Below are 21,315 nucleotides of genomic sequence, written 5' to 3' on the forward strand. Positions count from 1 at the left end.
CGGCGCACAACGGTTTCGAACGGCTAAAACGCGGATCGTTCGGACAAGTTCCTCCCCGGCACGGGGAGGATTACCTGGCCCTTGGCACCACCTTCAGCGACCAGTCCTTGTCCGGCCGGAGATATTTGGCGGCCACCGCCTGGATGTCGGCGGGCCCGATCGAGACGAAGTCCTGCGCCAGCCGCTTGGTCGCCTCCAGCCGCTGCGGGTCATAGGCCGCACCCGCCAGACGCTGCATCCAGAACTGGTTGCCTGACGCCATGCGGGCCAGCCGCTGCGCCATGGGCCGCTTTATCCGTTGCAGTTCGTCAGCGTCGATCGGCTTGGCGGCCAGGTCGGCGGCGATGGCGCGCGCGGTGGTCAGGAAGACATCGACCTTGTCGGGCGCGACCATGCCGATCGCGATCATCCGCCCGCCGTCGGGCAGCCCGACCGGCCACTGGCTGGCCACCTGCGGGCTGTAGCTCAACCCCGCCTTGGAGCGGAGCTGGTCCATCAGCCGGTCGGAGAAGACCTGCGCCAGCACGTCGAGGCGGTTGCGATCCTTGTCGTCCGCCGAACCGCCGCCGGTCGGCCAGGCGATGATCGCCGCCGCCTGATCCGCCGGACCGGTATGTGTCCGCACGACCGGCGCGTCGACATGCGCGGGGAAGCGGACCGGCGGCACCGGGCCGGTCGCCGCGGCCCGCGCCGGGATCGCGCCGAAGCTGTTCGCCACCGCCGCGATCGCCTCGTCCGCCTTCACGTCGCCGAACACCGACACCTCGATCGGGCCGGTGGCGAGCAGTGGCGCCCACAGCGCCTTGAAGCTTTCCGGCGTGGTCGCCTCGATCGCGTTGCGCGGCGGCGTGCCCCAGCGCGGATCGCCATCGCGCAGCAGCCGCTCCAGATCATGCCCCAGCACCCCGTCGGGCGAGGAATCGAAACCGTCATAGCCCGCCAGCATCGCCGCCTTGGCGCGCGTCACCGGTGCCGCGTCCCAGCGCGGCGCGACCAGCTTGGCCGCCATCAGCTTCAGATTGTCGGCATAATCGTCGGGCGAACTGAGCGCGTTGAACGAAAAGGCATCGTCGTCGATGTCGAAGTCCATGCCCATTCGCCGCCCGGCGGTCAGCCGGTCGAGATCGTCCTGGTTGAACTTGCCGATCCCCCCGGCGACCAGTGCGAGGTCGCCGGCCCAGGCGGGCGTCTCGCGATCGGCGGGAAGCGCGTCGTAGCCACGCCCGAACCGCACGCGCAGATAGATGCGCGCCGTCTCGCCGTCATTGGCGAGCAGCAGCAGCCGCGTACCGTTGGCGAACGTGATCTTCTCCAGCCCCAGCTCGGCGATCTTCTCGCGCGACACGACCTTGCCCGGCGTGCCCAGCTTGGGGAGCTGCGCGAAGCTGACATTCCCCTGGCGATGACGATCCGCGGCGAGCGGGCGGACATCGGCCTTGAGCGCGGCGGTCAGCCGGGCGACCGCGTCGGGCTCGGGTGCGCGGGTGTTGACCAGCGCGCGGGTCGCCGTGCCCTGGAAGATCTTGCGCGTCGACGCCAGGATCGAATCCGGCGTGAACATCTTCTTGTCGATCGCCTGGCGGAGGATCTGATAGCTCGTCTCGGGCGCTGTCACCGTCTCGCGGATGTCGAGCGCGCCGACCATGTCGTCGGCCTGCTTGGCCCCCGCCTCGACCCGCGCCGTCTCCACCTGCGTCCGCAGGATGGCGTCGTAATCGGCGAGCTCGCGATCGATCTCCCCCTGGCTCGGCTTGTTCGTCATCGCGGAGGCGATCACGGCGCGCACGTCCTTCAGCGCGGCCTCCCAATTGTCGCCGATCGGCACGACGTTGACGGTGGTCACATTGGCCGAGCGCGACACGTCGTCCAGCGCGACGCTGGCCTGCAGGAAGCTGCCCCCCGCCCGTGCGCGATTCTCCAGTCGACGGCTGATCAGGCGCGCGGCGACCATGTCGACCATCCGCTTCTGATTGAAGATCGCGGTATCGTCCTGATAATGCCAGGGGCGGAGCACCGCCATCGCGACCACCGGCGGCATCGCCGGTTCGACCAGCGCGCCCGCGACGGCGGCATCCGCCTTGGGGGTGCCGAAATCGGGAGCGGGCGGCTTGGGGCCGACACCCTGCCAGTCGCCGAAATTCTTGGCGACCAGCCGCGCGAACAACAGCGGGTCGAGATCGCCCGAGATGATCACCACGGTGTTTTCCGGGCGATACCAGCGGTCGTGGAAGGCGCGGACCGTCTCGGGCGTCGCCGCCTCCAGCGTCTTGAGCTGGCCGATCGGCGACCGCTCGGCGAGCGGCTGTCCGGCGAAGAACGTCTCGCGCAGCTTGTCCGAATAGCGGACCTGCGGGCCCGGCTGCTCACGGCGTTCGGCCAGCACCACCGGCCGCTCGGCGTTCAGCGCCTGATCGGTGAGCGACGGCGCCGACATCATGCCGGCCAGGATCTTCAGGCTTTCGTCCAGCCCCTGCTCGGTCGCGCCCGGCAGGTCGAGCTGATAGACGGTCTGGGTCGGCGTGGTCGACGCGTTGGAATCCGATCCGAAGGTGGCGCCCAGACGCTGCCAGATACGCTTGGCCTCGCCATCGGGCACATGCTGCGACCCGCGGAAGGAGAGATGCTCGATCAGATGCGCGAAGCCGCGCTCCGAATCGCGTTCGTTGAGCGAACCCGCGTCGATCCGCACGCGCACCGCGACCTGCCCCGGCGGCACGCCGTTGCGCCGCACCGCATAGCGCAGGCCGTTGGGCAGCGTGCCGAACTTCCACGCCTTGTCCTGCGGCAGGTCCGAATCCTTGTAGAGCCAGGGGCTCTGGTCGACGCCCGGGATCGGCGGCAGCGGGGCGAGCGGATCGCGGGCCGCGTCCTGCGGCGCGGTCGCGACCGTCGCGGCGACGGGCATTCCCTGCGGGACCGAGCGATCGTCGGTCCGGTTGGTCGGGGGAGCCTGGCCGATGACAGGAAGCGCCAGCCCAAGAAGGACCGGCAGGGCAAGACAGCGCAATGCGCGGGACGGAAACGCCATGCCCCCTCTTACCCCGTGGGTCGCCGCTTCGCCAGCCGCCCCTAAATCGCCTTGATCGCAGGCCTTCGCCGTCCGCCGCGCCATCATTTGGGCGCACTATGCCGCTAATCCCCATGTCACTGATCCCGCGTGACAAGGGCCGAGCAACGCCCGGGCGCGGGGACAGTCCGGGGATGTACGGAACGTGATGACCAAGTCGATGAAGGCCGGTGCCCGGCATCGGGCCTCGGCCACAATATGGCATGAATCGGGCGACGCCGCGCAGAGCGCGACGCTGCTCGCGCCCCAGCCCGGCGCCGATGATTCGAACCGGGTCGGGCGCGTCGCGACACTGCACGCCCTGCCTGCCGCCCGGGCTTCGCTCCCCCCTGCGACCTGCCCCGACGATGCGCGAACGCTTCGCCACCGCATCGGCCGCCTGTTCGACGGACTGATCGCGTCGCAGTCGCTGGCGGCCACCGATCCGGTACTCGATGTGCGCGACTTCGCCTGGACCGCATTGCTGCGGCGCGACTGGCGCGCGATTCGCGAGGAAGCCGTCGCGACGGCCCAGAATGGCCTGACGCCACTCTGGCGCGATGGCGCCGCGACGGCCGATCATGCGCAGCGATGCCCGCACACCCTGGCCGCGCTCCACGCCATTCCCGGCCTGTACGACGCCGCCTTCGCCACGCTCGCGCCCGGTATACACATCCCCGCGCGACGCGGCGCCACCAAGGGCCTGATCACCTGTCACCTCGGGCTGGTCGTGCCGCGCGACGGCGGCGCCCGGATGCGGGTCCGCGACCGGATCCTGCGCTGGGCCGAGGGCGAGACGCTGATCTTCGACGACAGCTTCGATCACGAGATCCATAACGACGCCGGGGGACAGCGGATCGTCCTGCGCATCCGCTTCGCGCGCCCGCTGCGCCGCCCGGGACAATGGGCCGCAGCGGCGGCGCTCCGGCTCCTGCCGGGGCGGATCTAGGGGCGGCCGACGCTATCTTGCGAACGCTCTATTGCCGACGTCCTTCTGTTCCCCCGCGCAGGCGGGGGTCCAGTGTCTTGAGCCCAAGCGTTCGTCCCGCTTGGCTCTGGCCCCCCGCCTGCGCGGGGGAACGGCGAATTTGCCTGTATGGGCGCGACTTCGGCACCGAAGCCTGTCCAGGGGAGAGGGAAGAAAGGGGAATGTCGGCTCGCTCAGCTTATTCGCCGGAAACGCATCCTTTCCGCCGCGCTGCTTGATCCCCGTCGCGACCCGCGCCACATGGGGGACATGCTGATCGAGACCGAACCCACGCCCAACCCGGCGACGCTGAAATTCCTGCCCGGCCGCAAGGTTATGGACAGCGGAACCCGCGATTTCGCCTCGCCCGAGGAAGCCGCCGCCAGCCCGCTGGCCGAGGCGATCTTCAATCTGGGCGACGTCACCGGCGTATTCTTCGGTCGCGACTTCGTCTCGGTCACGGTCGCGCCCGGCACCGACTGGTCCGAGGTCAAGCCCGACGTGCTCGGCATCCTGCTCGACCATTTCTCGGCGCAGATGCCGCTGTTCCGTCAGGGCGCCGCCGATTTCGAGGTGCCGTCGGACGACGCCAGCTTCACCGACGATCCCGAAGATGCCGACATCGTCGCCCAGATCCGCGAGCTGATCGACACCCGCGTCCGCCCCGCCGTCGCCAATGACGGCGGCGACATCGTCTATCGCGGCTTCGACAAGGGCAAGGTCTATCTCAAGATGCAGGGCGCCTGCGCCGGATGCCCCTCTTCGACCGCGACGCTCAAGAACGGCATCGAGCAACTGCTTCGCCATTATGTCCCCGAAGTTACCGAAGTGAGGGCCGTCTGATGAACCCGATCGACGACGCCAGCCTCGACCGGCTGTTCCGCGAGGGCCGGACGTTCAACCATTATCTCGACACCCCCGTCACCCAGGACGTGATCCACGCCCTGTGGGATCTCGTGAAGATGGCCCCGACCTCGACCAACCAGAGCCCGGCGCGGTTCGTCTGGTGCCTGAGCCAGGAGGCGAAGGACAGGCTGGCCGATTGCGCGACCGGCAGCAACCCGGACAAGATCCGCGCCGCGCCCGCCGCGGTCGTGATCGGCATGGACGTGAATTTCCACGAGACTCTGCCGCAGCTCTTCCCGCACGTCGATGCGAGGAGCTGGTTCGAGGGCAATACCGAACTGCGTGAGGCATCGGCCTTTCGCAACAGCTCGCTCCAGGGCGCCTATCTGATCCTCGCCGCGCGCGCGCTGGGGCTGGATACCGGCGCGATGTCGGGCTTCGACCAGGGCGCGGTGGACAAGGCGTTCTTCGCCGACCAGCCGGGCGTGCGCTCGAACTTCATCGCCACCATCGGCTATGGCGACCGCAGCACGCTCCATCCGCGCAACCCGCGTCTGGCGTTCGAACAAGCCAACCGCATCGTCTGAGCCATACTTTGCGCACGCTGGTCATCGATACCGCCACCGCCGCCTGCTCGGTCGCCCTGCTCGATGGCGACCGGATCATCGGGCGCGCGCATGACGTGGTCGGGCGCGGCCATGCCGAAAAGCTGGTGCCGATGATCGCGATGCTGCCCGATGGCGGGCGTGCCGAGCGGATCCTGGTCGATTGCGGCCCCGGCAGCTTCACCGGCATCCGGGTCGGCATCGCCGCCGCGCGCGGACTCGCGCTGGGCTGGGATGTCACCGCATCCGGGTACAGCTCGCTGGCGCTGGTCGCCGCCGCCTTCTTCGCACGGCATGGAGACGACCATGTGTCGATCGTACTGGAGGGCGGACATGGCGAGGTGTTCGTCCAGCCCTTCGCCCGCGACCTCACCGCGCTCGCCCCCTTCGCCTCGATGAAGCCCGATGCCGCACTGGCCTCGCTCGAGGGGCGCCGGGCGGTCGGCAATGGCGTCCGCTGGCTCACCGCGCTCGACGCCGCGATGCCGGTGATCGACGCGCTGCCCGACGCGGGCGAGGCATGGCGGCTGCCTTCCGCGCTGACCGACCTGCCCCCCCGCCCCGTCTATGGTCGCGCACCCGACGCCAAGCTGCCCGGCGGAATCACCCCGCCCGGGCTTGCCGCCTGATGGCGAGCGTCAGCCTGACACTGCGCGGCGGCGACGCGCGCGATGCCGGGGTGGTCGAGGAACTGATGGCGGCCGCCTTCGATCCGCAATGGGGGGAGGCCTGGACCCGGGCGCAATTGCTGGGCGTGATGGTGATGCCCGGTATCCAGTTGCTGATCGCCGAGGCGGGTGGAGAGGCGGCGGGCTTCGCGCTGACCCGGTCGGTGATGGACGAGGCGGAGCTGCTGCTGCTCGGCGTCGTCCCCGGGCATCGGCGCAGCGGCATCGCCAGCGCCCTGATCGAGATGGCCGCCGCCGACTGTGCCGCGCGCGGGGTGATCATGCTCCATTTGGAGGTGCGGGCGAACAATCCGGCGATCCAGTTCTACACGGCCCATGGCTTCGCCAAATGCGGCGAGCGGCGTAATTACTACAAGGGCGCGGACGGGCAGCATTATGATGCCCATACCTATGCCCGCGCGATCGCCTGACTCGTCCGCTTTCAAGTTATTGCGAGTCGCTATCCTCTTTTCGCAATAGCGCTTTGCGCGTAGAGAGGAGCCTGCCCCGAGGAGTTACAGGTTACCATGGCCCGCAAAATCGATCTCGAAGCGCTGTGCGCACAAAAGGGACTGCGCATCACCGAACAGCGCCGCGTGATCGCCCGCGTCCTGTCGGAGGCGGAGGACCATCCCGATGTGGAAAAGGTCTATGAGCGCGCCGCCAAGATCGATCCGGGCATCTCGATCGCGACGGTGTACCGCACCGTCCGCCTGTTCGAGGAAGCGGGCATCCTCGACCGTCACGACTTCGGCGACGGCCGTGCGCGCTACGAACCATCGCCAGAGGCGCATCACGACCATCTGATCGATGTCGAGACAGGCCGCGTGATCGAGTTCGTCGATCCCGAGCTGGAGCAGTTGCAAAAGGCGATCGCCGAAAAGCTGGGCTTCCGCCTGGTCGATCACCGGATGGAGCTGTACGGCGTCAGCCTCGACCGCAAGGTGTGATGGCAAGCGCCGCCCACTCCGATGCCGACAGCAAAGGCGGCCTGCGAGCAGCGGGCCGCCTTTTGCGTATCGTGGCCACGCTACTGATCGCGTTGCTATGTCACGGAGCGTGGCGGGCGGCGGGACGCGCGTCCCCCTGGCCGCGCCGGTTCCTGCGGCGGGTGGCGGTGATATTGGGCGCCGACATCCGGGTCGTCGGAACGCCCGAACGCCGGAACGTGATGATCGCCGCCAATCATCTGAGCTGGTTCGACATCCTGCTGCTGGCGGGAACGGCGGGCACGCGTTTCGTCGCCAAGGCGGAGGTCGCCCGCCTGCCGCTGATCGGGTGGCTGGCGGGGCTGAACCGCACCCTGTTCGTCGAACGCGGCGACCGGCTGGGCGTTGGCGACCAGGTGGCGACGATCCGCGCGGCGCTGTCCGATGGTCAGCCGCTGGCGGTGTTTCCCGAAGGAACGACCGGCGACGACCTGACCATCCTGCCGTTCAAGCCCGCCCTGTTCGCCGCGCTCGTCCCGCCCTTGCCCGGCATCCTGGTGCAGCCGGTGCGGATCGACTATGGCCCGGCGGAGGGGGAACTCGCCTGGCTGGGGCAAGAAGCGGGCGATGCGCACGCCAGGCGGGTTCTTCGCCGCGCCGGACGGTTCACCGTCACGCTCCATTATCTGCCGCCCTTCGCCCCTGCCGACTATCCCGACCGAAAGGCGATCGCGGCGGAGGCGCGGGCCCGGATCGCGGACGCGTGACATCCCCCATCGCAACCGCGCGCGCGCCGCGATAGGATCACGGCGATTCGATTTGGGGGGACGCCATGTTGAAGATGATGCTCGTTATCGCTGGCCTGATCACCGCGACCGCCGCCGATGCGCAGGTCGCCAATCCCTGCCCGACCGGCACCCAGATGGCGACGATCCGCCACAGCAGGATCAAACCCGGCCAATGGGCGACCTTCGCCAAGGCGGTCGCGGCGCATAATGGCTGGTACGCCAGCCATAACGACCCGACGCGGACCAGCCTGGTCAGGGTGCTGTCGCGGGGGCCAAGCGGCCCAGTCGTCACCGATACCGAGGCGGTGACGATCACCCGCTACGGCGCGACCAAGCCCAGCGCGCCGCACGATGCCGCCTATTCCGCGTTCACCGACCTCTATCGCCAGAGCAGCGACATGGCGGACGAGACGCGTCTGTGCCTGCCCCGTGGCGGCTGAACGCGCCACGCTGGCGAGCGGGCGCGATTTGCGATAAGGGGCGCGCCATGCCCGCATCCCCCAAGACCTTTCACGTCAAGTCCTTCGGCTGTCAGATGAACGTCTATGACGGCGAGCGCATGGCCGAATTGATGGCCGCGCAAGGCCTGTCCGCGACCGACGATGCCGGTGCCGCCGACCTGGTGGTGCTCAACACCTGCCACATCCGCGAGCGCGCCACCGAGCGGGTCTATTCGGAGATCGGCCGCCTGCGCAAGGACGCGGGCGAACAGGGGCGCAAGCCGATGATCGCCGTGGCGGGCTGCGTCGCGCAGGCCGAGGGCGCCGAGATCGTCCGTCGCGCCAAGGTCGACGTCGTGGTCGGTCCGCAGGCCTATCACAACCTGCCCGATCTGGTGGCCAAGGCGGCGGCCGGAGAAGCCGCGCTCGACACCGACATGCCGATCGAGTCGAAGTTCGGCCACCTGCCCGGCCGTCGCAGGGTCGGCCCCTCCGCCTTTCTGACGGTGCAGGAAGGGTGCGACAAATTCTGCACCTATTGCGTCGTGCCCTATACGCGCGGGGCGGAGGTCAGCCGTCCGTTCGCCGCGATCGTCGATGAGGCCAAGGCGCTGGTCGATGCCGGTGCGCGCGAGATCACGCTGCTGGGTCAGAACGTCAACGCCTGGAACGATGCCGAGGACCGGGGGCTGCACGGCCTGATCCGCACGCTGGACCGCCTCCCCGGCCTGCACCGCATCCGCTACACGACCAGCCATCCGAACGACATGGCGCAGGGCCTGATCGACGCGCATCGCGATGTCGAGAGCCTGATGCCCTTCCTCCATCTGCCGGTGCAGTCGGGAAGTGACCGCATCCTCAAGGCGATGAACCGCCAGCACAGCCGCGACAGCTATATGCGGGTGATCGACCGCGTCCGCGCCGCGCGCCCCGATATCGCGCTGTCGGGCGACTTCATCGTCGGCTTTCCTGGGGAAACCGAGGCCGAATTCGCCGACACGCTGAGCCTGGTCGATGCGATCGGCCATGCCCAGGCGTTCAGCTTCAAATATTCTCCGCGCCCCGGCACGCCCGCCGCGACCATGGCCGATCAGGTTCCGCCCGAGGTGATGGACGAACGGCTTCAGCGGCTTCAGGCGGCGCTCAACCGCGACCAGCACGCGTTCAACGCCGCCAGCGTCGGGCGCACCTGCGCCGTGCTGATCGAGCGGCGCGGCAAGCTGCCCGGACAAATGCTGGGCAAATCGCCCTGGCTGCAATCGGTGCATCTGATCGGCGACCACCGGATCGGCGACCTGGTCGAGGTCGAGCTGGTCGCGGCGGGGCCAAACTCCCTGACCGGTCAGGCAAAGCTGTTCGCGGCGGCCTGAGCCCGCGGACGCGGACGGGCTGGTCATCGTGGCCCGGCCGCCCTAAATTCGGGCGCATGACGATACGCCCCTTCCACCTCGCCTTTCCGGTCCACGACCTGGCCGCCGCGCGGCATTTCTATGGATCGGTGCTCGGCTGTGCCGAGGGGCGATCGAGCGACCACTGGATCGATTTCGATCTGTTTGGGCACCAGATCGTCGCGCACCTCGATCCCGCCGCCCGGCCGGTGGCGGTCGAGAACGCGGTCGACGGGCATCAGGTGCCGGTCCCGCATTTCGGCGTCGTCCTGACGATGGACGACTGGAGGGATCTCGCGGCGCGGGTCGAGGCGGCGGGCATCCGCTTCGGCATCGCACCCTATATCCGGTTCAAGGGCCAGCCCGGCGAGCAGGCCACCATGTTCTTCCGCGACCCCAGCGGCAACGCGCTGGAGTTCAAGGCCTTTGCCGACGATTCGATGCTGTTCGCCACGGAGATGACCGCATGAGCGCCCCCATTTCGCTCGATATCCCGCACAAGCTCGGCAAGGCGGCGGTGCGCGAACGGCTCGACGGCGGGATCGGCAAGATCGGCCGGATGATCCCCGGCGGCGCGACGGTCGAGCATCGCTGGGAGGGCGATACGATGTATTTCACCGTTGGCGCGATGGGCCAGTCGATCGGTGCGGAGGCGACGGTGTTCGAGGACAATGTCCATGCCGTGGTCAACCTTCCCGGCTTCCTGTCGCTCTTCTCCAGCCAGCTCGAGGCGGTGATCCGGGCCGAGGCGCCCAAGCTGCTGAAATAGGTCGTTCGAACCCCATGGCGCTTCACACCTGGTGGCCGTTCATCGGGGCGGTGTTCCTGTTGTCGGGCACCCCCGGTCCCAACATGCTCCACATCATGACCCGGTCGGTCGACATGGGACTGCGGCGCAGCGTCGCGGCGATGGCGGGATGCCTGAGCGCGGTGGTGAGCGTCCTCGCCGCGTCCGCCGCCGGTCTGACGACGCTGCTCCTCGCACTGCCGGGCGCGTTCGAGGTGATCCGCTATGCCGGTGTCGCCTATCTGCTGTTCCTGGGCGTGAAGGCCATGCGCGCGGACGTCGCGCCGGTCGATGTCGGCAATGGCCCGATACCCCGCAGCCTGTCGCGCCGTGCGATCTTTCGCGGCGGTTTCCTGATCGGGATCAGCAATCCCAAGCTGATCCTGTTCGCGGTCGCCTTCCTCCCGCAGTTCATCAACCCCGCCCGCTCCCAGGCGCCGCAATTCGCGATCCTCGTCGCGACCTTCGCGGTGATCGAGGCGCTTTGGTACGCGGCCTATGCGCTCGGCGGCCGTTCGCTCTCGCGCTATCTCGGCCGACCGAGGGTCAAGCGCGCGTTCAACCGCGTCACGGGCGCGATCTTCATCGGCTTCGGACTGGCGCTGCTCAAGCTCAAGCCAGCCTGAGCCTTACGCTCGTTTCGACCGGGCCCACGACATCAGTGCGCTGCACACCAGGCCGACCAGCGCGGCGCGCCACGGCCAATGGACCGCGATGTGGAGCGCGTCGAGCAGCAGCATGAGAAGGAAAACAGACACGCCGACCGCTGTCGCGTAGACTGCGTTCGGCCTCATGCCCGGGCCGGTCATTTCGCCGCGGTGACCTTCCACACCGCGTTGCCGACATCGTCCGCGACCAGCAGCCCGCCCGCCTTGTCGACGATCACGCCGACCGGCCGCCCCTGCGCCTGGCCATCGGCATTGAGGAAGCCGCCGACCACCTCGACCGGCTTGGCGTTGGCGACGGGGAAGTTGTTGGGCCCGAACGGCACGAACACCACCTTGTAGCCCGAGGCGGGCTTGCGGTTCCACGAGCCATGCTCGCCGACGAACGCCCCGCGCGCGAAACGGTCGCCCAGCCTGGCGCCCGGCGAGAAGGTCAGGCCCAGCGCCGCGACGTGCGGCCCCAGCGCATAGTCGGGGCGCTTCACATATTGCTGCAGCGCCGGGTTGGCGGGCTCGACCCGCGTATCGGGATAGCCACCCCAATAATACCAGGGCCAGCCGAAGTGATCGCCGAACTCGACCTGGGTCAGATAGTCGGGCGCCAGGTCGGAGCCGAGCATGTCGCGCTCGTTGACCACGGTCCACAACCGGCCATTGCCCGGATTGATCGCCATGCCGGTCGGATTGCGAAGCCCCGCCGCATAGATCCGCCAGTTCTTGTCCTTGGGCCAGACCTGCAGGATCGCGGCGCGATACTTCTCGGCGTCCATGCCGTTCTCGGCGATATTGCTCGACGATCCGACCGATACGAACAGTGTCTGGCCGTCGCCCGATGCGATGACGTTGCGCGCCCAGTGATTGCCCGCCGGATTGAGCGGGACGACCTTTTCGGGCTTGGCGGTGATCTTGGTCGTACCCTCGGTATAGGGCACCCGGACCAGTGCATCGGTGTCCGCGACATAGAGCTGGCCGTCGAACAACACCATGCCGAAGGGCGAGTTGAGCCCGGTCATGAAGGGCGTCTTCACGTCCGCCACGCCGTCGCCATTGGTGTCGCGCAGCAGCGTGATCCGGTTGGCCGACGGCACCGCCGCCCCAGCCCGGCCGAGAAAGAAGTTCATCACCCGCTGCACCAGCCCGGCGCTCGGGCGCGGCGGCGAGTTCGTTTCCGCCACCAGCACGTCGCCATTGGGCAGCTCATACAGCCAGCGCGGGTGATCGAGCCCGGTCGCGAACGCCTGGATCGCCAGCCCCTGCGCCACCGTCGGCTTCGCGCCGTTCGTCCAGCCGACCGGCTTGGCGATGTTGACCGTCGGGATGACCTGCTCGCGCGGCGCCTCGATCCTGGGCTGCTTGCCCGCGACCTGATCGACGCTCAACCGCGCGGTATCGGGCCAGGCCAGCCAGGCGAAAATGGCGATGCCGACCACCATAAGGATGCCGAGCAGGATCAGGACGTGTTTGCGCATGACCCGAAACTAGGCGGATGCACGCGCGGGGGGAAGGCCCCATGCGCAATTGCCGTGGCGATCGACTTCCTCGCTCTCCCTTCGATGGAGACGAGGGTCGGAAAGCCCAGCCGATGCGCCGACTGGCGCAGCGTGGGCGACGACCCGGACATGTGGCGCGAAAGGGGGCCGCCGATGCCACAGGGGAGCGCATCGGCGGCCTTCGAGAGCGCGAGTGTCAGGGAGGTAATTCGCGCCCCCGATCTCGGGGACCAGGCCCGGTCGATCACGGATACGTCCGGGAAGCCATGCCGCCAAACGTCCCGACGACCTGTCCTGTCCGTGTCATCGCCAGTAAACCGCTCAGGCCGACATTGCTAACGCATTGAAATGACCAGTGTGATCGACGGCGTCGCTTGAGACGACACCCGATCATCCATCCCCTCGGATCGGCCGAACCATGTCATACCGGTCGAGGGCCGGCCCATAGCCATCGGGCGTAACCCGCTCCGTCCGAAAGCCGAGACGCGCATAGAAGCGGTAGCTGTGCTGGCTGGTGTCGAGGTGAACGTCGCAAATGCCCGGATGCGCCGATGCGGCGGCGAGACGCGCCTCGGCAAGACGGCGGCCGAGCCCCTGGCGGTGGAGGCCATGCGCGACCATGCCCCAGCAGAGATGCGCGGTCCGGCCATCCCTCCCCACGGCGAAGCCACCGCAGGCGACGACCTGCCCGTCTTGATCGATCACGCGAAACGCCCACTCGGCCGCATGGCGGTCCAGAAAACGCTCGAACTCCGCGCGCTCGCTGGTTGCGAAGAAGCGCGGCGTGTTGCCGTCGAACAGGGCGAGACATGCCGCCCGGTCCGACGCCATATAGCCGCGGATCATGCCGTCCGGCATGTCACGCCTTATTCGACCTCGGTCGCGACCGCCGGATGCAACCGAAGTCGATGGATGCGGCGCTCGTCCGCCTCGGTCACCTCGATCCGCCAGCCGCTGGGATGGTCGATGCAGGTGCCCGCAGGCGGGACCTGTCCGGCCAATACCGCGGCCAGCCCGCCCAGCGTGTCGACATCCTCCTCCGCCTCTTCCAGCACCGGATCGACCGCGCGGCCGACTTCCTCCAGGCTGACGCGCGCGTCGGCGTCCCAGGCCCCGCCGTCGAGCGGCACGAGCAGCGCCTGCGGCGCATCGTCATGCTCGTCCTCGATCTCGCCGACGATCTCCTCGATCAGATCCTCGATGGTGACCAGGCCTTCGGTCCCCGAATATTCGTCGAGCACCACCGCCAGATGGACCCGCTTCTGGCGCATGTCGGCCAGCAGGTCGAGCGCGCCGCGCGACATGGGGACGTACAGCGGATCGCGGATCAGCCCGGCGAGCGTCTCGGGATGCGCGGCACCGGTCGCCAGGATGTTGAACACGTCCTTGATATGGACCATCCCGATGATCGAATCGAGCGTCTCGCGATAGACGGGCAGGCGGCTGTGCCCCGCCTCGGCGAAGATCTGGACCAGATGGTCGAAGGTCGTCCGCTCCTCGACCGCGATGATGTCGGCGCGGGGCACGCCCACATCGCCCGCGTCGCGCTCGCCGAAGTGCAGCAGGTTGCGCACCATCTGCCGTTCGAGCGGGGTCAGGTCGCCCTTGGCATCGGGGCCGGGATCGCCCTCATGCCGATCGATCGCGTCTTCGAGCTGATCGCGCAGCGACTCGCCCTGCTCATCGCCGAAGATCAGGCTCTTCAGCCCGCGCCATATACCGGATTCGTTGGAGTCACCGTTGCCGGTGCTGCTACTGGGGCCGTCGGCCATCGGGGGGTGTCAGTCCTCGCGTATGTGATAGGGGTCGTCGATGCCGAGGCTGGCCAGCGCGTCGCGTTCGATCGCTTCCATCGCCTCCGCCTCGTCGTCGTTCATATGGTCATAGCCTAGCAGATGCAGAACGCCATGCACCAGAAGATGAGTCGCGTGCGTTTCGGTGGCGATCCCGCGCTCCCCCGCCTCCGCGACGCAGACGCCATGCGCCAGCACGATGTCGCCGAGCAGCACCTCGCCATCGTCGGAATTCTGCGTGACCGTCTCGATCAGGTCGGGCTGTACCATCGGGAAGGACAGGACATTGGTCGGCTTGTCCTTCTGTCGATACTGACGGTTGAGCGCCTGCACCTCGTCGTCGCTGGTCAGCCGGACCGAGATCTCGATCAGCGCGGGCGTGGTCAGCAACGGCCCGTGCGGGGTCCGTTCGATCGCGGCGCGCGCGGCGCGGGTGGCGATCGCCTCCCACTGCGCCTCGTCCCCGGACCAGGGCTCTTCATGGATCAGCGCAATCTCGATCATCGGAGCCTTTCGGGGTGAAGGAGGCGGTCGGTGGGAAAATCGCCGCCCCCTATCAACAGTTCCATCGTTACGCCATCGAAAGCAGAACTGGGCGAAAGCAGGATCAGGCGTTGGGCCCTTCATAGGCATCAACGATCCGCCCGACGATCGGATGGCGGACGACGTCGGCGGCGGTGAAGCGGCTCATCGCGATGCCCTCCACCCCCTCCAGGCGCCGAACGGCATCGGCCAGGCCCGAAGCCGCGACGCCGCCGGGTAGATCGACCTGGTTGGGATCGCCGCAGACGACCATGCGGCTGTTCTGGCCGAAGCGGGTCAGGAACATCTTCATCTGCGCGGGCGTGGTGTTCTGCGCCTCATCGAGGATGACGAAGGCATCGGCCAGTGTCCGGCCGCGCATGAAGGCGATCGGTGCGATCTCGATCTCGCCGCTGGCGATCCGCCGCTCTACCTGTTCGGCGGGCAGGCAGTCGTAGAGCGCGTCGTAGAGCGGGCGGAGATAGGGGTCGACCTTCTCCTTCATGTCGCCGGGCAGGAAGCCCAGCCGCTCGCCCGCCTCGACCGCCGGGCGCGACAGGATCAGGCGCTGGACCGAGCCCGTGATGAGCTGCGCCACCGCCTGCGCCACCGCGACATAGGTCTTGCCGGTGCCCGCTGGCCCGAGCGCGAAGATCATGTCGTTGGACACGAGCTGCTTCATATAATGCGCCTGGGCGGGCGTGCGGGGCACGATCGTCTTCTTGCGCGTCCGGATCATGATCGGCGGTGCGGATGTCCGCTCGGCGCTGAGGATGCCGTCGAGCGTGGGTTCCGAGGCCATCGCGATCGAGGCGTCGACCAGTCCGGTATCGATATCCTCGCCCCGCTGGATGCGGGCATAGAGATCGTTCAGCACGTCGCGCGCCAGCCCGACCTGCTCGGCGGTGCCCTCCAGCCCCACCCGGTTGCCGCGTGCGGTGATATAGACACCCAGTCGGTTTTCCAACGCGACCAGGTTGCGGTCATATTGACCAAATAGCTGCGCCAGCACCTGCGGCTTGTCGAAGCTGAGTTCCGCCCGGCTGCGTTCACCGGCCTGGGCGGGGAGGGGCTTGCGGCTCATGCGGTCCTTTCACCGTCTGTGGTCCACCCAAGATGGGGTGCCGACGGGAGGAACGCCAGCGAAATTGCATGACAGGGGTGTGACGACAAAAGCGGCGATGCGGCACGCGGAGCGCGTGGCGCGACACCCCATTGCTCCCCCCGAACGGGAGGTGGCAGGTCGCAAGCCTGACGGGGGGGCGTCGGGGCTGGAGCGGTCATGCCCTGATCGCCACCGGCGACGCCCCTTCACCATGCCTCGCACGCCCCCCCTCCGCTTGCAGGGGAGGAATGGGATCGGGTCTTCACCGTGAAGCTGACCGCGACGGCAAGAGCAATCGCGCATTGCCCCTGCACGGCGCCCGCGCCATATCCTGCGCCCGTGACACGCCATCCCGCCCTCATCGCCCTTGTCGCCGGGGCGGTCGCCGCCTGCGGCTTCGCGCCACTCAATCTCTGGCCGTTGACGCTTGCGGGCGTGATCGTCCTGCTCGCCCTCGTTCAGGACGCGCCGAGCATCCGTGGTGCGCTGTGGCGGGGCTGGGCGTTCGGGGTCGGGCATTTCACCGTCAACAACAACTGGTTCCAGCACGCCTTCGACTTTCAGGACAAGATGCCGCCGGCGCTCGGCTATTTCGCGGCGGTCGGGCTGGCGCTGTATCTGGCGGTGTTCCCGATGGCGGCGGCGGGCGTCGCCTGGCGTTTCCGGGGGAAGCGGCCCGATTCGGCCTATGTCCTGATCTTCGCCGCCGCGTGGATCGCCACCGAATATCTGCGTGCGCGGCTGTTCACCGGCTATGCCTGGGACCCGCTGTCGGTCGTCTGGTTGCCGGTGATCGGGGTGGCACGGATGAGCGCCGTCATCGGCACCTATGCGCTGTCGGGGCTGACCGTCGTGCTGGCGGGCGCGATCTGGCTGTCGCTGCGGCGACGCTGGCATCTGGCGTCGGTGATGGTGCCCGCGACCGGGCTGGCCGCCCTCTCCGCCCCCCTCACCCGCGCGCCCGAGCCTGGCGCCGATGCGCCTTTGGTCCGCGTCGTCCAGCCCAATGTCGCGCAGGATCAGCGCGGGCAGAGCGACGGTCCGCTGCTGCTCCAGCGTCTGACGACGCTGTCGGGAAGGCCCGGCGCCCGCCCCCGGCTGATCGTCTGGCCAGAGGGGGTGGTCCGCGACATGATCGAGGACGGCTATCCGCAATGGGCCTATTTCGGGTTCAACTACGCCCCGCCCTTCTGGACGCGGCGGCAGATCGCCAATGTGCTGGGGCCGCGCGATGCCGCGCTCGTCGGGGGCACCGCATTGCTGTTCACGCCCGATCGCAACCGGGTGTCGAGCGCGACCAACAGCGTCTTCGCGATCTCCCCCGACGGCCGGATCACCGGTCGTTACGACAAGGCGCATCTGGTGCCTTATGGCGAATATCTGCCCATGCCATGGCTGTTGAAGCCGCTCGGCCTCGCTCGCCTCGTCCCCGGCGACATGGACTTCACCCCCGGCCCCGGCCCGCGCAATCTACCGATTCCCGGCTTCGGGCCCGTCGGCGTCCAGCTCTGCTACGAGATCATCTTCTCCGGCCAGGTGGTCGACGAGGCGCATCGCCCGCGCCTGCTCTTCAACCCGTCCAACGACGCATGGTTCGGGCGCTGGGGTCCGCCGCAGCATCTCGCCCAGGCCCGGATGCGCGCGATCGAGGAAGGCCTGCCGATCATCCGTGCCACCCCGACGGGCATCTCGGCGATCATCGCCGCCGATGGCCGACTGATCGCCGCCGTGCCGCATGAGACGGCGGGTTCCGCCGAAGCCCCCCTGCCCGCCGCGCTGCCGCCGACCTTGTTCTCGCGCGTCGGCAACATGCTGGCACTGGTCGTCGCGGCCGCGCTCGCCGCGATCGGCGTTGCCATCCGCCGTCGTGGTCGCTAGAGGACATATAAAGCTATCTTTATATCCTTATGAGGACAGGAATGCGGAACTCCTACATCTTCACATCGGAATCGGTTTCCGAGGGTCACCCCGACAAGGTCGCCGACCAGATCAGCGACTCGATCGTCGACCTGTTCCTGTCCAAGGACTCGGAAGCGCGCATCGCGTGCGAGACGCTGACCACCACCAACAAGGTCGTGCTGGCGGGTGAAATCCGCTGCAAGGGCGTGTTCGAGAACGACCAGTGGGCCGAGGGCGCGCTGGAGGAGATCGAGCGGACCGTGCGCGATACCGTCAAGCGGATCGGGTACGAGCAGTCGGGCTTCCACTGGCAGACCTTCGACTTCTCGAACAATCTGCACGCCCAGTCGGCGCATATCGCGATGGGCGTGGACGAGAGCGGCAACAAGGACGAAGGCGCAGGCGATCAGGGCATCATGTTCGGTTACGCGACCGACGAAACGCCCGGCCTGATGCCCGCGACCCTGTATTACAGCCACAAGATCCTGGAAAAGATGGCCGCCGACCGCCACTCGGGCGCGGCCCCCTTCCTGGAGCCCGACGCCAAGAGCCAGGTGACGCTGCAATATGAGAACGGCGTGCCGGTCCGCGCGACCGCGATCGTCGTGTCGACCCAGCACTCGGCCGAGCTGTCGAACGAGGCGGGACAGGTCAAGCTTCGCGACTATGTGAAGTCGGTGCTGACCGACATCCTGCCCGAGGGCTGGCTGCCGGACGACAAGCAGATCTACGTCAACCCGACCGGCCTGTTCGAGATCGGCGGCCCGGACGGTGACGCCGGCCTAACCGGTCGCAAGATCATCGTCGACACCTATGGCGGCGCGGCTCCGCATGGCGGCGGCGCGTTCAGCGGCAAGGATCCGACGAAGGTCGACCGCTCAGCGGCCTACGTCGCGCGTTACCTCGCCAAGAACGTCGTCGCGGCGGGCCTGGCCAAGCGCTGCACCATCCAGCTGTCCTACGCGATCGGCGTCGCCGAGCCGCTGTCGGTCTATGTCGACCTGCACGGCACCGGCACCGTCGAGGAAGCCAAGCTCGAGGCCGCGCTGCCCAAGCTGGTCCGCCTGACGCCGAAGGGCATTCGCGAGCATCTGAAGCTCAACGCGCCGATCTATTCCAAGACCGCCGCTTACGGTCACTTCGGCCGCGAGGCGGAAGGCGCGCTGTTCACCTGGGAAAAGACCGACCTGGTCGACCAGATCAAGGGTGCCGTCGCCGCCTGATCCGGCACGGAGCCGATCACGGGAAAGGGGAGCTTCGGCTCCCCTTTTTCGTCTGGCGCCTATCCCCGAGTCTCGCCTTGCACCTGCCCATGGGCGAGCAGCGTGAACAGCCCCGCCCCACCGACCAGATTGCCGAGGATCGCCGGAATCAGGAGCCCGAACAGCGCGCGTCCGGCGGCCACTTGTCCGGTGAAGAGCAGCAGGAAGGTTTCGTCCGCGCCGACGATCGAATGGCTGAAACCCGCGATCGCGATGACATAGGTGATCGCCAGAATGATCCAGAAGGCCTGACTGCGGCCATTGGGCAGGATCCACGCGACCACCGCGATCAGGAAACCGGCGGGGATGGCGTTGACGAACGTCTCCCACCCGCCCAGCTCCAGGATGCGTGCCGAGACCGAGACCATCGCCTCGCGGATCTCGGCATTTCCCAGTGCCCCGCCCGCGACCATGCCCGCCGCCAGCGCGGTGCCGATCAGGTTGGCGACCAGCACGATCGCCCAGAGCCGCAGCGTCCGCTTCAACGCCCAGCCCGATGGCCTGGTCACCAGCGGCAGCATCGCGGTGATCGTGCTTTCGGTGAACAACTGCATCCGTCCCAGGATCACCACCAGAAATCCGACGGGATAACCAAAGGCCGCGACCAGCCCACGCCACGGCGCATCGGGAAGTCCGGCGTGAAGCGCGCCCTCCGCGATCAGCGAGCTGTGGATCGCGATCCCCGCCGCCAGCCCCGACCAGAACAGCGCCCCCGCCGGGCGGTCGAGTTCGCTCTCGCCCGCTTCGCGCACCGCGCGGTGAAGGTCCTTGGCATCGGCGGCCTTCTGCGCCTTGCCGTCGGCTTGGGGTCTATCGTCGGTCATCTGTGCCGGGCAACGGCCGGGCTCGCCCTTGGCTCCCTTCGCCACCCGCGCTAAGGGCCCGGCGATGAACGATCCGACGACGATCCGCCGCCTTTACGGTCGGCGACAGGGCCACAAGCTGCGCCAGGGCCAGGCCGCCCTGGTCGAGGACATGCTGCCTGGGCTGAGCGTGCCCGAGGACGGCCCGCTCGACGCCATGCGTCTGTTCGGCGACGACCGGCCACTCCAGGTCGAGATCGGCTTCGGCGCGGGCGAGCATCTGGCGGGCCAGGCCGAGGCGGCCCCCGGCACCGGCTTCATCGGCTGCGAGCCGTTCCTCAATGGCGTGGTCGGCGCGCTCGGCCATATTCGCGACCGCGCGCTCGGCAATGTCCGCCTGCACATGGGCGACGCGCTGGAGGTGATCGAGCGGCTGCCCGATGCCAGCCTGGAGCGAGTCTACCTGCTGCATCCCGACCCGTGGCCCAAGGCGCGGCATGCCAAGCGGCGGATGATGAACCACGGCCCGCTCGACACGATCGCGCGCAAGCTGAAGCCCGGCGGCGAATTCCGTCTGGGGACCGACGATCCGACCTATTGCCACTGGTCGATGATGATCATGAATGCGCGGGAAGACTTCGCCTGGCAGGCGCGAACGCCGCACGACTTCCTGACCCGCCCCGCCGACTGGCCCGAAACCCGCTATGAGCGCAAGGCTCGGCGGCAGGGGCACGAAGTGTGGTATTTCCGCTATATCCGCCAATAGGCGGCGACCGACCGCGAGCTAGAGGCGGAGTGGCATGGTCCGGCGGTTGGTGTCGGCCATGATCGCAAGTGTCGGGGCGGTAACGGGGCCAAGGTCGCGTCGGCGAAGCTCGGCTATGAGCGCGCCGTGTCCGCCATCGTCGGGCGCGGTGCGGACCATCTCGAAGGCGGCGAGCAGGCTCGCATCGTCCATGAATTCGATCAGGTCGGGGTCGAGCATCGGGTCCATCGCTATCCTCCCGTCTTTTTATTCTGGATCAATAACAAGCGGAACGCGGTCTGGTTGCCAAGCGGATTATCGTGGACGGCGCTGGCCTGGCGTCGGCGCGCGGCTATAGAGCGGCCGACCTATTTGCGGGGAGCGACGAGCGTGGTCGATGACAGTTGGGGTGTGACCCCGCCCAATGGCGGAGTCCGGGTACGGACGAACGACAGCCTGGAGGAGCGCGCCGCCGCGCGGGCACGGGCGCGTGAGGCGCGGGCGAGCGATCGCGCGGCGACGATGACCGGTCGGATCGAGGCGCGGGCCGCCTTTCGCGAGCGCGAG

24 protein-coding genes are annotated in these 21,315 nt (G+C 68.1%); 15 read left to right on the plus strand and 9 right to left on the minus strand.

The genetic code is table 11. The features are described from left to right. Positions 1–70: 70 nt before the first annotated feature. Entirely contained in the window at positions 71–3,028 is a 2,958-nt protein-coding gene (locus LRP66_RS16205) for a M16 family metallopeptidase (protein WP_230483638.1), read from the minus strand. 187 nt (positions 3,029–3,215) lie between these two features. Here LRP66_RS16205 and LRP66_RS16210 point away from each other — a divergent pair, with 187 nt between their 5' ends. From LRP66_RS16210 to LRP66_RS16265, 12 genes are all read left to right on the plus strand, one after another. Continuing rightward, a complete protein-coding gene (locus LRP66_RS16210; protein WP_230483639.1) occupies positions 3,216–3,995 on the plus strand; it encodes an aspartyl/asparaginyl beta-hydroxylase domain-containing protein in 780 nt (259 codons plus the stop codon). A 288-nt stretch (positions 3,996–4,283) separates the two neighbouring features. After that, complete coding sequence (locus tag LRP66_RS16215) at positions 4,284–4,856, plus strand: NifU family protein (protein WP_230483640.1); 573 nt, start codon at positions 4,284–4,286, stop codon at positions 4,854–4,856. Further along, positions 4,856–5,446, plus strand: coding sequence for a malonic semialdehyde reductase (locus LRP66_RS16220; protein WP_230483641.1), 591 nt, complete (start codon positions 4,856–4,858; stop codon positions 5,444–5,446). Before LRP66_RS16215 ends, LRP66_RS16220 begins: the two co-directional genes overlap by 1 nt. An 8-nt stretch (positions 5,447–5,454) precedes the next feature. Further along, positions 5,455–6,093 carry a tRNA (adenosine(37)-N6)-threonylcarbamoyltransferase complex dimerization subunit type 1 TsaB gene (tsaB, locus tag LRP66_RS16225; protein WP_230483642.1) on the plus strand — a complete coding sequence of 213 codons (639 nt, stop codon included), beginning with the start codon at positions 5,455–5,457 and terminating at the stop codon, positions 6,091–6,093. Further along, complete coding sequence (locus tag LRP66_RS16230; RefSeq protein ID WP_230483643.1) at positions 6,093–6,563, plus strand: GNAT family N-acetyltransferase; 471 nt, start codon at positions 6,093–6,095, stop codon at positions 6,561–6,563. The genes tsaB and LRP66_RS16230 overlap by 1 nt, the downstream gene beginning before the upstream one ends. A 96-nt stretch (positions 6,564–6,659) precedes the next feature. After that, positions 6,660–7,082 (plus strand): Fur family transcriptional regulator, encoded by a 423-nt coding sequence (locus LRP66_RS16235; RefSeq protein ID WP_230483644.1) that lies wholly within the window; start codon positions 6,660–6,662, stop codon positions 7,080–7,082. Positions 7,083–7,153: 71 nt separating this feature from the next. Continuing rightward, positions 7,154–7,828, plus strand: a complete 675-nt coding sequence (locus LRP66_RS16240; RefSeq protein WP_230483662.1) for a lysophospholipid acyltransferase family protein — start codon at positions 7,154–7,156, stop codon at positions 7,826–7,828. A 65-nt stretch (positions 7,829–7,893) separates the two neighbouring features. After that, entirely contained in the window at positions 7,894–8,289 is a 396-nt protein-coding gene (locus LRP66_RS16245) for a hypothetical protein (RefSeq protein WP_230483645.1), read from the plus strand. A 47-nt stretch (positions 8,290–8,336) separates the two neighbouring features. Continuing rightward, entirely contained in the window at positions 8,337–9,659 is a 1,323-nt protein-coding gene (gene miaB, locus LRP66_RS16250; RefSeq protein ID WP_230483646.1) for a tRNA (N6-isopentenyl adenosine(37)-C2)-methylthiotransferase MiaB, read from the plus strand. A 56-nt stretch (positions 9,660–9,715) separates the two neighbouring features. Continuing rightward, positions 9,716–10,147: a VOC family protein gene (locus LRP66_RS16255; protein ID WP_230483647.1), complete on the plus strand. Its 432-nt coding sequence runs from the start codon at positions 9,716–9,718 to the stop codon at positions 10,145–10,147. After that, positions 10,144–10,446: a polyhydroxyalkanoic acid system family protein gene (locus tag LRP66_RS16260; RefSeq protein ID WP_230483648.1), complete on the plus strand. Its 303-nt coding sequence runs from the start codon at positions 10,144–10,146 to the stop codon at positions 10,444–10,446. Before LRP66_RS16255 ends, LRP66_RS16260 begins: the two co-directional genes overlap by 4 nt. A 14-nt stretch (positions 10,447–10,460) precedes the next feature. After that, on the plus strand, positions 10,461–11,090 hold the full coding sequence (locus LRP66_RS16265) for a LysE family translocator (RefSeq protein ID WP_230483649.1): 630 nt from the start codon (positions 10,461–10,463) through the stop codon (positions 11,088–11,090). 3 nt (positions 11,091–11,093) lie between these two features. On the opposite strand, the gene LRP66_RS16270 is transcribed toward LRP66_RS16265, so the two are convergent. The 6 genes from LRP66_RS16270 to LRP66_RS16295 all read right to left on the minus strand — a co-directional run bounded on the left by LRP66_RS16270 (position 11,094) and on the right by LRP66_RS16295 (position 16,018). Then, positions 11,094–11,258: a hypothetical protein gene (locus tag LRP66_RS16270; protein WP_230483650.1), complete on the minus strand. Its 165-nt coding sequence runs from the start codon at positions 11,256–11,258 to the stop codon at positions 11,094–11,096. Between the two features lie 11 nt (positions 11,259–11,269). Further along, positions 11,270–12,598 carry a PQQ-dependent sugar dehydrogenase gene (locus LRP66_RS16275; protein WP_230483651.1) on the minus strand — a complete coding sequence of 443 codons (1,329 nt, stop codon included), beginning with the start codon at positions 12,596–12,598 and terminating at the stop codon, positions 11,270–11,272. A gap of 411 nt (positions 12,599–13,009) precedes the next feature. Then, the gene (locus tag LRP66_RS16280; protein ID WP_230483652.1) at positions 13,010–13,477 is read right to left on the minus strand and encodes a GNAT family N-acetyltransferase; all 468 of its coding nucleotides are present in this window, start codon (positions 13,475–13,477) and stop codon (positions 13,010–13,012) included. Between the two features lie 8 nt (positions 13,478–13,485). Continuing rightward, positions 13,486–14,391, minus strand: coding sequence for a hemolysin family protein (locus LRP66_RS16285; protein WP_230483653.1), 906 nt, complete (start codon positions 14,389–14,391; stop codon positions 13,486–13,488). Positions 14,392–14,400: 9 nt separating this feature from the next. Next, positions 14,401–14,916 (minus strand): rRNA maturation RNase YbeY, encoded by a 516-nt coding sequence (gene ybeY, locus LRP66_RS16290; protein WP_230483654.1) that lies wholly within the window; start codon positions 14,914–14,916, stop codon positions 14,401–14,403. 103 nt (positions 14,917–15,019) lie between these two features. After that, entirely contained in the window at positions 15,020–16,018 is a 999-nt protein-coding gene (locus tag LRP66_RS16295; protein WP_230483655.1) for a PhoH family protein, read from the minus strand. 360 nt (positions 16,019–16,378) lie between these two features. Here LRP66_RS16295 and lnt point away from each other — a divergent pair, with 360 nt between their 5' ends. Beyond that, positions 16,379–17,917, plus strand: coding sequence for an apolipoprotein N-acyltransferase (gene lnt, locus LRP66_RS16300; protein ID WP_230483656.1), 1,539 nt, complete (start codon positions 16,379–16,381; stop codon positions 17,915–17,917). Positions 17,918–17,958: 41 nt separating this feature from the next. Beyond that, complete coding sequence (metK, locus tag LRP66_RS16305) at positions 17,959–19,161, plus strand: methionine adenosyltransferase (protein WP_230483657.1); 1,203 nt, start codon at positions 17,959–17,961, stop codon at positions 19,159–19,161. Positions 19,162–19,220: 59 nt separating this feature from the next. On the opposite strand, the gene LRP66_RS16310 is transcribed toward metK, so the two are convergent. Continuing rightward, complete coding sequence (locus tag LRP66_RS16310; RefSeq protein ID WP_230483658.1) at positions 19,221–20,024, minus strand: formate/nitrite transporter family protein; 804 nt, start codon at positions 20,022–20,024, stop codon at positions 19,221–19,223. A 64-nt stretch (positions 20,025–20,088) separates the two neighbouring features. Between LRP66_RS16310 and trmB the strand changes: the two genes are divergently transcribed. Continuing rightward, positions 20,089–20,769, plus strand: coding sequence for a tRNA (guanine(46)-N(7))-methyltransferase TrmB (gene trmB, locus LRP66_RS16315; RefSeq protein WP_230483659.1), 681 nt, complete (start codon positions 20,089–20,091; stop codon positions 20,767–20,769). 18 nt (positions 20,770–20,787) lie between these two features. On the opposite strand, the gene LRP66_RS16320 is transcribed toward trmB, so the two are convergent. Further along, the gene (locus LRP66_RS16320; protein ID WP_230483660.1) at positions 20,788–20,997 is read right to left on the minus strand and encodes a hypothetical protein; all 210 of its coding nucleotides are present in this window, start codon (positions 20,995–20,997) and stop codon (positions 20,788–20,790) included. Positions 20,998–21,315 lie beyond the last annotated feature (318 nt).

The sequence above is a fragment of the Sphingomonas sp. Leaf21 genome (assembly GCF_916858675.1).
Lineage (GTDB): Bacteria > Pseudomonadota > Alphaproteobacteria > Sphingomonadales > Sphingomonadaceae > Sphingomonas.

Coding starts and splice junctions, on each gene's coding strand:
- LRP66_RS16320 (WP_230483660.1), bottom strand. CDS start 20,997: ATGGACCCGATGCTCGACCCCGACCTGATCGAATTCATGGACGATGCG.
- miaB (WP_230483646.1), top strand. CDS start 8,337: ATGCCCGCATCCCCCAAGACCTTTCACGTCAAGTCCTTCGGCTGTCAG.
- metK (WP_230483657.1), top strand. CDS start 17,959: ATGCGGAACTCCTACATCTTCACATCGGAATCGGTTTCCGAGGGTCAC.
- LRP66_RS16265 (WP_230483649.1), top strand. CDS start 10,461: ATGGCGCTTCACACCTGGTGGCCGTTCATCGGGGCGGTGTTCCTGTTG.
- LRP66_RS16295 (WP_230483655.1), bottom strand. CDS start 16,018: ATGAGCCGCAAGCCCCTCCCCGCCCAGGCCGGTGAACGCAGCCGGGCG.
- LRP66_RS16235 (WP_230483644.1), top strand. CDS start 6,660: ATGGCCCGCAAAATCGATCTCGAAGCGCTGTGCGCACAAAAGGGACTG.
- LRP66_RS16245 (WP_230483645.1), top strand. CDS start 7,894: ATGTTGAAGATGATGCTCGTTATCGCTGGCCTGATCACCGCGACCGCC.
- LRP66_RS16285 (WP_230483653.1), bottom strand. CDS start 14,391: ATGGCCGACGGCCCCAGTAGCAGCACCGGCAACGGTGACTCCAACGAA.
- LRP66_RS16215 (WP_230483640.1), top strand. CDS start 4,284: ATGCTGATCGAGACCGAACCCACGCCCAACCCGGCGACGCTGAAATTC.
- LRP66_RS16275 (WP_230483651.1), bottom strand. CDS start 12,598: ATGCGCAAACACGTCCTGATCCTGCTCGGCATCCTTATGGTGGTCGGC.
- LRP66_RS16280 (WP_230483652.1), bottom strand. CDS start 13,477: ATGCCGGACGGCATGATCCGCGGCTATATGGCGTCGGACCGGGCGGCA.
- LRP66_RS16310 (WP_230483658.1), bottom strand. CDS start 20,024: ATGACCGACGATAGACCCCAAGCCGACGGCAAGGCGCAGAAGGCCGCC.
- LRP66_RS16220 (WP_230483641.1), top strand. CDS start 4,856: ATGAACCCGATCGACGACGCCAGCCTCGACCGGCTGTTCCGCGAGGGC.
- LRP66_RS16255 (WP_230483647.1), top strand. CDS start 9,716: ATGACGATACGCCCCTTCCACCTCGCCTTTCCGGTCCACGACCTGGCC.
- LRP66_RS16210 (WP_230483639.1), top strand. CDS start 3,216: ATGACCAAGTCGATGAAGGCCGGTGCCCGGCATCGGGCCTCGGCCACA.
- ybeY (WP_230483654.1), bottom strand. CDS start 14,916: ATGATCGAGATTGCGCTGATCCATGAAGAGCCCTGGTCCGGGGACGAG.
- LRP66_RS16260 (WP_230483648.1), top strand. CDS start 10,144: ATGAGCGCCCCCATTTCGCTCGATATCCCGCACAAGCTCGGCAAGGCG.
- LRP66_RS16230 (WP_230483643.1), top strand. CDS start 6,093: ATGGCGAGCGTCAGCCTGACACTGCGCGGCGGCGACGCGCGCGATGCC.
- trmB (WP_230483659.1), top strand. CDS start 20,089: ATGAACGATCCGACGACGATCCGCCGCCTTTACGGTCGGCGACAGGGC.
- LRP66_RS16270 (WP_230483650.1), bottom strand. CDS start 11,258: ATGAGGCCGAACGCAGTCTACGCGACAGCGGTCGGCGTGTCTGTTTTC.
- LRP66_RS16205 (WP_230483638.1), bottom strand. CDS start 3,028: ATGGCGTTTCCGTCCCGCGCATTGCGCTGTCTTGCCCTGCCGGTCCTT.